This is a genomic window from Mesorhizobium sp. M2C.T.Ca.TU.002.02.1.1 (assembly GCF_003997225.1).
This window is the reverse complement of the sequence record NZ_RZTO01000242.1, coordinates 1-7,675: the sequence shown is the minus strand read 5'-3', so window position 1 is coordinate 7,675 and position 7,675 is coordinate 1. Positions and strand designations below refer to the sequence as shown.

The window sequence follows — 7,675 nt, the reverse complement described above, 5'->3', positions numbered from 1 at the left end:
GTCAGCCACCGCATCAAGAAATGTGCCTGGAACGATGATTATCTCATCCAGGCCATAACCCATATGCGATAGCCCTGCCCTTGCGGGGGAGATGGCCGGCAGGCAGAGGGGGGCGCTGTCCCGCCAGCCTCAAAGGATAGGCAACTCAATGAGCGAAGATCTCCCCGTCCTCTCCCCCGTCGAAGCCCGCGTGCTGGGCTCTCTGATCGAGAAGAAGGAACTGACGCCGGATGTCTATCCGCTGACGCTCAATGGCGCGCATCAGGCCGCCAACCAGAAGACGGCGCGCGAGCCGGTGATGGCGCTGGAGCTGACCGAGGTTCGGCGGGCGCTGAGCACGCTCGAGCAGAAGGGCTTGGTGCGCCAGGCCTTCGCCTCGCGGGTCGAGCGTTACGAGCACCTGATGGCGCAGCGCTTTTCACTGACCACGCCCCAGATCGCGGTGATCGGGCTTTTGCTGCTGCGCGGCGCGCAGACGGCGCATGAATTGCTGGCGCGTTCGGAGCGCATGGCGCGCTTCGCCTCGATCGAGGAGCTGCGCGACAATCTCGACCTCATGATCGGCCGCCGGCCGCCGCTCATCCAACTGCTCGAACGCGCGCCCGGACAGCGCGAGGAGCGCTATGTGCATTTGCTGAGCGGGCCGGTCGAGGCTACGGCGGTGGCGGCGCCCTGGCAGCCGCCGGCGTCGGCAGACTCCGGCCTCGAGGCGCGCGTCAGGGCGCTGGAGGAAGAGGTCGCGGCATTGCGGGCGAAGATCGAGGCGCTGGGCGGGCAGCTCACCAGATAGGTTGGCGCGAGGCCCCCCTCTCTGTCCTGCCGGACATCTCCCCCTCAAGGGGGGAGATCAGACGTCACGCCGGCTTTCGCCAATCGCCGACGTTGAAATAGGAGAGCCGGCATTCGAGCTGCCAATCTCCCCCCTTGAGGGGGAGATGCCCGGCAGGGCAGAGAGGGGGGCGAAGGATCGCTACCCCGCGAAACTGATCACCCCAATCGTGCGTCCAGCGACACCTTGATCGCCCCCAGCGCCTTCGACACCGGGCACTCCGCCTTGGCCTTCTCGGCCAGTTCCTTGAACTTCGCCGCGTCGATGCCCGGCACCTTGCCGACCAGGGTGATGGCGCTGCCGGTGATGCCGGTGCCGGGGACCAGCGTCACCACCGCCTTGGCGTCGAGCTCGGCGGCCGGCGTGCCGTTCTCGGCGAGGAAGTGCGACAGCTGCATGGCGTAGCAGCCGGCATGCGCGGCGGCGATCAGCTCTTCCGGATTGGTGCCGGACTTGCCGCTTTCGTCCTCGAAACGCGCCTTGAACGAATAGGGCGTACCTTTCAAGGTGCCGCTCTGGGTGTCCAGCGTGCCCTTGCCTTCTTTCAGATTGCCCTTCCAGACGGCGTTTGCGGTGCGGTCCATGGAGTCCTCCTGCCTTGTCGGGGTTTTCGCCAGCGGCGCCAGCGTTCACCTGAACTATAGCGCGGGCGCTGAAGAAGACCATCCGGCTCCAGGCGTCAAAAATTTCAAAGAAAGTTGCGCGCGAAAATGTCGACTTCGGCCGGGCCGGCGCGTCCTGCGAGGGCCACGAGGTTCGTGGCCGAACGGAGGCTCGCATGGACGATCTGTTTTTCTCACTCTGGCGACGTTCGGGAGGCAAGCCGCAACGCAGGGAAGACTTCTGGCTGAACCCGCCGCCATCCGGCTTCGGCCGGCTTTTGGTGGCGGTTGCCGTCATCGGGGTTGCCGCGTGCCTTCTCGACCATGCCGGGGCAGCCAAAGGCGCGGCTGACACCGTCCGGACCGCATCCTATGGTTCATCGCAATAAGGGAGCCGGAAATGAGATATGTGCTTTTGGTCTACGGCCAGGAAAAGGATCTCTTCGCGCTTAGCCCGCGGGAATCGGCCAAGCTCGACGCCGATTCGCTGGCCCATGACAGGGAATTGGAGAGGCAGGGCAAGCTGATCGTCGCGCAGGCGCTGCAGCCGGGGAAGATGTCGAAGTCGCCCAGGCGGCGCAAAGGCAAGCGGCTGGTGACCGACGGGCCGTTCGCCGAGACCAAGGAGCAATTGCTGGGCTTCCTCATGGTCGAGGCGGCGGATCTCGACGAGGCGCTGGCGATCGCCGACCGCGTTCCGTTGGCCGAGCTCGGCACCGTCGAGATCAGGGCGATCTACGACATACCGGGGTCGTGACGGCGCGTCGGGTCTGCGCTCCGCTTCGCGTCGCTCCGCCGTGGATGACGACCGCGGCTATCCCGCCAGCGGGCGGCCTATCAGATCGCCTCGCCCTTCAGCAGCCGTGGCGTGTCCCCCGACAGGCCCGAGGCCTGGCGGATGAAGAAATCCTTGAGCTTCGGCATGCGCTCGACCAGGCCGAGGCCGAGATCGCGCACGGCGCGCAGCGGGCCGATGTCGTTGGAGAACAGCCGGTTCAGGACATCGGTGGTGACGCCCATCTGCAGCGTGTCGAAGCGGCGCCATTGCTGGTAGCGCTCGAGCACGTCGAGGGCGCCGATGTCCTGGCCGAGCCGGTCGGCCTCGACCACCACTTCGGCGAGCGCCGCCACGTCCTTGAAGCCGAGATTGAGGCCCTGGCCGGCGATCGGGTGGATGCCGTGCGCGGCGTCCCCGGCGAGCGCGATGCGCGGCGCGACGAAGGCGCGCGCCAGCGTCAGGCCGAGCGGCCAGGCGCGCGGCTTGTCGGCGACGCGGATTTCGCCGAGCTTCAGGCCGAAGCGCTGTTCCAGATCATGCTCGAAGACGAACTCGTCGCCCTCGACCAGCGCCTTGGCATCTTCCGTGCGCTCCACCCAGACGATCGACGAACGGTTGGTGCCGTCCTTGTCCGGCTTCAGCGGCAGCGTGGCGAAGGGGCCCGCGGGGAGGAAATGCTCCTCGGCGCGGCCGTTGTGCGGCCGTTCATGCGCCACCGTGCAGACGATGCCGGACTGGCCGTATTCCCATTTGACCGTCTTGATGCCGGCCATGTCGCGCAGCTTCGAATTGACGCCGTCGGCGGCGACAAGCAGCCGCGCCTTAAGCGTCGCGCCGTCCGCCAGATGCACGGTGATGCCGGCGCCGTTCGTGTCGAAGGCGCTGACCGCCATGCCCTCGATGATGTCGATGCCGAGCTTTTCGGCGCGCCGGCGCAGCGCGCCGTTGAGATCCCGGTTGGCGACCATGTGAGCGAAAGGCTCGCCGGGCGCCACCTCGCCGTCGAAGGTCAAAAACACCGGGCGCACCGGGTCGGCGGCGCGCGAGTCGGTGATGATCATCTCGGTGATCGCCTGCGCTTCCGGCGCGATCTCTTCCCAGACGCCGAGCTGCTCCAGCATGCGGCTGGCGGCCGCGGCGATGGCCGAGGCGCGGCCGTCCTTCTGCCAGACTCCGGCAGGGGCGGCGTCGACGACGGCGATGGCGAGGCCCGGCCTCGCCTGCTTCAGCGACACGGCCGCCGTGAGGCCGACATAGCCCGCGCCGGCGATGAGCACGTCGAGCGGCGCCTCGCGGCTTCCGTTCGCTTCCGCTTCCTTCGGCTTGCGGTCGACCATGGCATCATCCTTTCACGGCTTCGGCCGGCTGCCGTTTGCGGCCTTGACTGCCTGCGCGTCCTGTCCGAAACCGGCCATGGCACATCCTTGAAGGATTTCAAACATGACCGCGGCCATGGACGAGCTTCTCGATATTCTCGACCTCGAGCAGCTCGAACACAATCTGTATCGTGGTCGCAGCCCCAAGGTCGACTGGCAGCGCGTCTTCGGCGGCCAGACCATCGCGCAAGCGCTGGTCGCGGCGCAGCGCACCGTGGAGCCGGAACGCCATGTGCATTCGCTGCACGGCTATTTCATGCGGCCGGGCGACACCAAGCTGCCGATCGTCTACGAGGTCGACCGCATCCGCGACGGCGGCTCCTTCGCCACGCGCCGGGTCGTGGCGATCCAGCATGGCCAGGCGATCTTCTCGCTGGAGGCTTCCTTCCAGCAGGACGAGATCGGGCTCGAGCACCAATTGCCGATGCCGCGCGACGTGCCGGCGCCCGACACGCTGCTCACCCAGCGCGAGCTCTTGGGAAAATTCGGCGAGGCGGTGCCGGAAGGCATCAGGCGCTACTGGGAGCGCGATCGTCCGATCGAGATGAAGCCGGTGATGCTGAAGCACTATACGAGCCGCGAGAAGCTGGATCCGCAGCAGAACATCTGGATCCGCACCACCGGTCCGGTGCCGGAAAACCGCGCCATCCAGGCAGCCGTGCTTGCCTATCTTTCGGATATGACGCTGCTCGACACCTCAACCTTCGCGCATGGCCGCGCCATCTTCGACCGCGACATCCAGGCCGCCAGCCTCGACCACGCCATGTGGTTCCATCGCAGCCATTCGCTCGACGACTGGATCCTCTACAACCAGGACAGCCCGTCGACGCAAGGGTCGCGCGGCTTCACCCGCGGCTCGCTGTTCGCGCGCGACGGCACGCTGATCGCCTCCGTCGCCCAGGAAGGGCTCATCCGGCTCAAACGTTGAGCCGGCCTCCCGTATTTGCCTGCAAAACGCGCATTTTTGATTTTCTGCCTACTTTTTAGGCTGTGATGCCTGTCAAGCTGTGCGCGAATGATGTGCACTGGTCGGCCATCCCCTTTGTTTACAACAGGTTAACACCCTGCTTCGGCAACTGGCACGGAGCTTGAATCCTGTCGTGCACTCTCCGGCTCCTCGGGATCGGTGAAGGTGTGCAAACGCGGGGGACCGCAACAGCAAAGGGTGAAACCTTATGAAAATCGTGATGGCAATCATCAAGCCGTTCAAGCTCGACGAGGTGCGCGAAGCGCTCACCGCCGTCGGCATCCAGGGCCTGACCGTCACCGAAGTCAAAGGCTACGGGCGTCAGAAGGGACACACGGAAATCTATCGCGGCGCGGAATACGCGGTCAGCTTCCTGCCCAAGATCAAGATCGAGGTCGCCGTCGGGGTCGACATGGTCGACAAGGCCGTCGAAGCCATCACCGCGGCCGCCAAGACCGGCCAGATCGGCGACGGCAAGATCTTCGTCTTCGGCATCGACCAGGCGGTGCGCATCCGCACCGGCGAAACAGACACCGACGCGCTCTGAGCGGCGACCATCCATTCCAACGGAGAGTTCAATGAATATTCCTTCCACCTTGAAGACGACGGGACGCGCGGCCGCTTCGCTCGCGCTCGTGGCCATGAGCACCGTCGCCGCCATCGCGCAGGAGGCCGCCCCGGCAGCCACCGCTGCTGCGCCTGCCGCGCCGGCGCCCGCCCTCGACACCGGCAACACCGCCTGGATGCTGACCTCGACGGCGCTGGTGCTGATGATGACCATCCCGGGCCTGGCGCTGTTCTATGGCGGCATGGTGCGCAAGAAGAACGTGCTCGCCACCATCATGCAGAGCTTCGCCATCACCTGCCTGGTGACGGTACTGTGGTTCATGTTCGGCTATTCGCTGGCCTTCTCCGACGGCGGCGCCACGAATGCCTATATCGGCGGCTTCACGAAATTCTTCCACCACGGCATCACCACCGCGACGCTGTGGGCGCCGGGCGTGGCGAACATCCCTGAATTCGTCTTCTCGATGTTCCAGATGACCTTCGCCATCATCACGCCGGCGCTGATCGCCGGCGCCTTCGCCGAGCGCATGAAGTTCTCGGCGCTCTTGATCTTCATGGGCCTGTGGCTGGTCTTCGTCTATGCGCCGATCGCGCATTGGGTGTGGGGCGGCGGCTTCCTCGGTTCGGCCGGCGTGCTCGACTTCGCCGGCGGCACGGTCGTCCACATCAACGCCGGTGTCGCGGGCCTGGTCTGCGCGCTGGTGCTCGGCAAGCGCGAGGGCTACGGCACCACCAACATGGCGCCGCACAACCTGGTCTACTCGGTGATCGGCGCCTCGCTGCTGTGGGTCGGCTGGTTCGGCTTCAACGCCGGTTCGGAACTGGCGGCTGACGGCCTCGCGGGCGCGGCCATGATGAACACGCAGGTCGCCACTGCCGCCGCGGCGCTGGCCTGGATGTTCGCCGAATGGATCGTCGCCAAGAAGCCTTCGGTCCTTGGCATCATCTCGGGCGCGGTCGCCGGCCTCGTCGCGGTGACGCCGGCTTCCGGCTTCGTCAACCCGACCGGCGCCTTCATCGTCGGCATCATCGCCGGCGTCGTCTGCTATCTGTCGGCGGTCAAGCTCAAGCATGCGTTCGGCTATGACGACTCGCTCGATGCCTTCGGCGTGCACGGCGTCGGCGGTGTGATCGGCGCTTTGCTCACCGGCGCGCTTGCCGATCCGGCGATCAACGCGCTCGGCAAGGACGCCTCGGTCGGCAAGCAGCTCTACGGCATCGTCTTCACCATCCTGTGGACGGCGATCGCCACCTTCGTGATCCTCTACATCGTCAAGGCGCTGGTCGGCCTGCGTCCGTCGACCCAGGAGGAGGTTGAAGGTCTCGACGTCACCCAGCACGGCGAGGTGGTGCCGTAAGGCTCATTTCGCTCTCTGCTTCGGCGCAATTCCGGACCGGGACCGTTCGGAATTGCACCAAGGGCCGGCGGATCCTCCTCCCGCCGGCCCGGAATTTCCTCCCAGGATCCCGTCGTGACGCTCTCGAAAGGGGCTCACGCCTTGAGGCCCGGAACACCCTTCCGGGCCTCCTTTTTTTGTCTCAGATCATCCAGGTCGTTTCGATCACATTCACTTGATCGCGCCTGCATGAAACATCAGCCCGCGAGGTTCCGTACTTGGATTGCGAGCGTCATCAAGGCGCCCGCCAAACAAGAGGGAAGGAACCACCTGATGAACATCAAGAACATCTTCCTGGGAGCCATGGCTCTTTCGATGATCAGCGGCGTTGCACTTGCCGGTGCTCTCGATGAGCCGGCCAACATGGCCCCGTTCTTCACCGACTCCAGCATGAAGACCATGAAGTCCGAGGCCGACTTCAAAGCGGCCTGGGCTTCGATGCCGAAGGACAAGCAGGACATGATGATGAAGGAATGCCAGGACGCGGCGATGAGCAAGCCCCACGCCGAGTTCTGCGCCAACCTGGTGACCTACGCCGGCAACAGGTGATTTGCGGCAGGTCGGGCCCGGAAGAAGCCCGATCGTTTTGCTGTTTCAAGCTGGGATGGCGGGCCGCAAGGCCTGCCATCTTTGTTGGAGCCAATCCGGTAAAGACCCATGGTTAATGCGGCCTTAACCTTCCCCCCGATAGTCTGGCGTTCGAATCTGCCGGAATGCGCCATGCGCCCGGCCAGGCAACGATTACGGGGAAGAGCATGCGTTCAGGCGCCTCAGCACCGCTCGCGCTGACCGATACGGGGCACGGCATCCAGGCATTCGCGCGGCGCCAGGTCGGGCGGCTGGTCGGCGCCGGGCTGTTCCTGTTCACCGCCTTCGGCATCGCCGCCTTGGCCACATGGAACGTCGCCGACCCGAGCTTCTCACACGCCACCAGCAATGTCGTCACCAATGCCATGGGTTATGCCGGCGCGGTGTTCTCCGACCTCGCCATGCAGTTCTTCGGCCTCGCCGCCGTCGCGGGGCTGGTGCCGGCGGTGATCTGGGGCTTCCTCCTGTTTTCCGCGCGCGGCGTCGACAAATTGCCGAAGCGCGGCTTCGCCTGGTTCGGCTTCGCGCTTTTGGCCGCGGCCATCGCCGGCTGCGTGACGCCGCCCAACAC

At 65.6% G+C, this 7,675-nt stretch carries 10 protein-coding genes; 8 read left to right on the top strand and 2 right to left on the bottom strand.

Annotation, left to right across the window (positions count from 1 at the left end; translation table 11 throughout):
* Window positions 1-148 precede the first annotated feature (148 nt).
* The gene (locus EOD07_RS15025; RefSeq protein WP_127236026.1) at window positions 149-790 is read left to right on the top strand and encodes a DUF480 domain-containing protein; all 642 of its coding nucleotides are present in this window, start codon (window positions 149-151) and stop codon (window positions 788-790) included.
* A 197-nt stretch (window positions 791-987) separates the two neighbouring features.
* Here EOD07_RS15025 and EOD07_RS15020 read toward each other — a convergent pair whose 3' ends face one another.
* Window positions 988-1,413: an OsmC family protein gene (locus EOD07_RS15020; RefSeq protein WP_059189445.1), complete on the bottom strand. Its 426-nt coding sequence runs from the start codon at window positions 1,411-1,413 to the stop codon at window positions 988-990.
* A gap of 194 nt (window positions 1,414-1,607) precedes the next feature.
* On the opposite strand from EOD07_RS15020, the gene EOD07_RS15015 reads away from it, so the two are divergent.
* Window positions 1,608-1,820: a hypothetical protein gene (locus EOD07_RS15015; RefSeq protein WP_127236025.1), complete on the top strand. Its 213-nt coding sequence runs from the start codon at window positions 1,608-1,610 to the stop codon at window positions 1,818-1,820.
* Between the two features lie 11 nt (window positions 1,821-1,831).
* Window positions 1,832-2,188, top strand: a complete 357-nt coding sequence (locus EOD07_RS15010) for a YciI family protein (RefSeq protein WP_127236024.1) — start codon at window positions 1,832-1,834, stop codon at window positions 2,186-2,188.
* A gap of 80 nt (window positions 2,189-2,268) precedes the next feature.
* Here the strand turns inward: EOD07_RS15010 and EOD07_RS15005 are convergent, their stop codons facing one another.
* Window positions 2,269-3,546: a ubiquinone biosynthesis hydroxylase gene (locus EOD07_RS15005; protein ID WP_127236023.1), complete on the bottom strand. Its 1,278-nt coding sequence runs from the start codon at window positions 3,544-3,546 to the stop codon at window positions 2,269-2,271.
* Between the two features lie 103 nt (window positions 3,547-3,649).
* Here EOD07_RS15005 and tesB point away from each other — a divergent pair, with 103 nt between their 5' ends.
* The 5 genes from tesB to EOD07_RS14980 form a co-directional block, all read left to right on the top strand.
* Complete coding sequence (gene tesB, locus EOD07_RS15000; protein ID WP_127236022.1) at window positions 3,650-4,513, top strand: acyl-CoA thioesterase II; 864 nt, start codon at window positions 3,650-3,652, stop codon at window positions 4,511-4,513.
* A 247-nt stretch (window positions 4,514-4,760) separates the two neighbouring features.
* Window positions 4,761-5,099 (top strand): P-II family nitrogen regulator, encoded by a 339-nt coding sequence (locus tag EOD07_RS14995; protein WP_073985197.1) that lies wholly within the window; start codon window positions 4,761-4,763, stop codon window positions 5,097-5,099.
* Window positions 5,100-5,193: 94 nt separating this feature from the next.
* Window positions 5,194-6,477 carry an ammonium transporter gene (locus EOD07_RS14990; protein ID WP_281059055.1) on the top strand — a complete coding sequence of 428 codons (1,284 nt, stop codon included), beginning with the start codon at window positions 5,194-5,196 and terminating at the stop codon, window positions 6,475-6,477.
* A 312-nt stretch (window positions 6,478-6,789) separates the two neighbouring features.
* Entirely contained in the window at window positions 6,790-7,065 is a 276-nt protein-coding gene (locus EOD07_RS14985) for a hypothetical protein (protein ID WP_041002938.1), read from the top strand.
* Between the two features lie 206 nt (window positions 7,066-7,271).
* Window positions 7,272-7,675, top strand: a 404-nt coding sequence (locus EOD07_RS14980) for a DNA translocase FtsK 4TM domain-containing protein (protein WP_206519468.1), incomplete at its 3' end; no start/stop codon positions are given.